The 2,923-nt window shown below is 23.5% G+C and carries 2 protein-coding genes and 1 pseudogene; all 3 read left to right on the plus strand.

What is annotated here, in order from left to right; all coding sequences use genetic code 11:
- Nucleotides 1-161 precede the first annotated feature (161 nt).
- Nucleotides 162-416 (plus strand): hypothetical protein, encoded by a 255-nt coding sequence (locus tag M3Z80_RS09470; RefSeq protein ID WP_293919371.1) that lies wholly within the window; start codon nt 162-164, stop codon nt 414-416.
- 178 nt (nt 417-594) lie between these two features.
- Entirely contained in the window at nt 595-2,448 is a 1,854-nt protein-coding gene (locus tag M3Z80_RS09475) for a hypothetical protein (RefSeq protein ID WP_293919372.1), read from the plus strand.
- Between the two features lie 72 nt (nt 2,449-2,520).
- A pseudogene (locus M3Z80_RS09480) lies at nt 2,521-2,923 on the plus strand (hypothetical protein); the annotation flags it as partial.

The following is a 2,923-nucleotide window of genomic DNA, read 5'->3' on the forward strand; positions in this document are numbered from 1 at the left end:
TACAATCATAGCATTAGTATTTTTATTCATATTTATAGGAATGGTTTTTTGAATATTATTTCTTTCTAAAAATGCCATTAAACAATCAATAAACTAATCAACTAAACAAACAGAGACATAAAAAAATCTTATTTATAAGGATATTTTTGTATTTAAAGGGAATGGGAAAAAAATCAGAAGTATTCCATTTATCAAGAAATGAGGCTAAATTTGTTACCCGGATCAGAAATGGAAATATTTACAGTATATGTATTGATAAAAGAGTTGATATTCTTGAGAAAGGAGAAATACCGGAAATAATGGCTGCAAATAAAAAAGAAGAAAGTGAAAGTACAATTCATAAATCGGAAGGGGATTATTATTTAGATGTAAATGTTGTAGGTAATTGGGAAGTAATTGTCCAAGAAAAACAATAATTTTAAGAGGTTCAATTTCGCCCTAATTTTAGTGTAAATTTTCATATAATTAGCAATTTTAATTTACTTGTTAAATAATATAGATTTATAGATTTTCATATTATATTCAAGATTTTAAGAGTAAAAAATATTTTTAGAGTCTTAATTCTTTACATATTTTTGTATAAAATAAATAATAGTGAAAAAAATAATAGTTGTCTTTTTAAATTTTTTTACTGGTATTATATTTTCGCAATCTATTTTAATGTCTATGAACGGTGAAGATATTTATACATCAGTTTTTGAAAAAAATTATAAAAAAGATTTAGAACTTTTAGGTACTGACCATACTATTGATAATTTTATAGATTTTAATTTGTTAAAACAATATGCTTTAAAAAATAATATCGAAGATTCTCAAGAATATGAGAGAGAATTTGCAAATGAAGCTATTGCATTAAAAGACAGCTTATTTTACCCAAATGAAGTTTTAGAGCCTATATTGCAAGATTATTATAAAAAAATTCAAATTGAAAAAAAGATTCAATTGCTTTTTTTTAAGAATAAATATTATAAAAATAGAAATGAAAAAAACAAAGACAAATTCATAAAATCAATCATTCATAGAATAGATAATGATCCTTCAAGATTTGAGGAGGCAGTTTTAAAATATTCTCAAACATTAGAATATAAAAAACCGAGCTATGTAGATATATTTTCATTGAATAAAAGTTTAGTGGATGCTATATATAAGGCTCTTCTAAATACAGTTACTTTTTATGAAGATGAAAATAGCTGTTTTCTGATATTGGTTTCAAATGATAGAAAATATTTGGGAGAGGTTATTTTCGATCAAATATATATACCTAATACTGTAAAAAATGCAAAAATTGAAATAATAAAAGCATATAATGATTTGAAATTTGGAGGAAATTTTAATATTGTCAAACAAAAATTTAATCAAAACTTTAATAATGAAATTAATATTTATGATGATGAAACTACGTATCAGTACATTTACAGCCAAATAAAATTAAATACTTCTAATGAAAAATATTCCCAGCCAATAAAATTAACAAATGGTTATGCAATCTTTAAATATTATTATAGAGAAAGTTATGATACCTATTCATTGGCTAGAAAAAAATTATTAAAAAGATTAATAAATTCAATCGAAATAGATCATCTAAATGATTTATTAGTAAATAGATTAAAAACTTATTCATTCTATAGGGAAAATTCAGACGGCTTAAATCATTTAACTTTATCATTACCTAAATCATATAATAAATTTAAAAATTATGACTTTTCAGATAATCTAATATTAATAAGAATTGGTGAGTCAAAAATTTTAACAGCTAATGAAGTGTTAACTCAGCTAAAATTAAAATTAAATAATAAGAACTATGATTATAGAAACAGTATTTTAGATGATTATATTAATTACTGGGTAAAAGAAAATATATTAGAATTTTATAATGAAAATTTTTTTAATGCAGAAATAGCAGGAGAAGAATTGGAAAATTTAAAAAAACAACTTCTTATTAAAAACGCATTTAATCTAATTGCATTACAAGCGAGAAACGATTTGATTGGTCAAAAAAAGTTTTTAAAAGAAGAAGCTGCAAAATTAACATGGGATGAAAGGATTGAGGGGACCTATTATTATTGTATTAATTCTGAAATAGAAGATAAAGTTTTACAATGGTTAAAAAATAAAAAAACGGTAGAATTTATAAAAAATCAATTTAAAGATAATCGAGAAGATTTAATAATAGACGAAGGGAAATCGACACGAAATTCACTAAATATTCCATCTAATGAAATACTTTCAAAAGGTATATATAGGGTTAATAGTAAAAACAGAAAACTAATTATAGATATTAAAAAAATTATCAAGAAGGATATCATGACTTTAGAAGATCTTCGAAAGAATCATATTAATGAATACATAGATTATAAAACTACTCAAATACTAAAAAAATTAAAAGAAGAAGCAATTATTACTATTAACCCAGAGGAAGTACAAAAATTAAAAAAGATTTATAATTGATTGCGTTAAATAGCTAATAAAACACTAATAACTAATAAAAGAATTTTAAATTTGCAGATATAAAAACTTGAAATGAATAGATTAATTTTACTGTTAACATTTTTTATAGCTACATTAAATTATGCTCAAGAAACTAAAATAGACGGAATTGTAGCGGTTGTAGGAAATGAAATAATTACTGAAACAGATGTTAAAGAAGGTGAAAATTACGCTCGCTCTGAAGGACAAATCGTAACCGATAGATGTAGCTTTATTGAAAATATGATGAAAGAAAAAATTATCCTTTATAAAGCTAAGCAAGATACTTTAATTTCCGTAAGTAAAGATGAAGTTTCAAGGGAAGCTGAATCTCGCATTGACGGGTATAGGAATTACTTTGGATCTGATGTTAATATACTTACGAATTTCAAGTTTAAAACCATGGGTGAGCTAAGAAGCCTGCTTGAAACCATGATAAAAAATCAAATGTATACAC

The organism is Apibacter sp. (assembly GCF_025291155.1).
GTDB lineage: Bacteria > Bacteroidota > Bacteroidia > Flavobacteriales > Weeksellaceae > Apibacter.

Coding starts and splice junctions, on each gene's coding strand:
- M3Z80_RS09470 (WP_293919371.1), top strand. CDS start 162: ATGGGAAAAAAATCAGAAGTATTCCATTTATCAAGAAATGAGGCTAAA.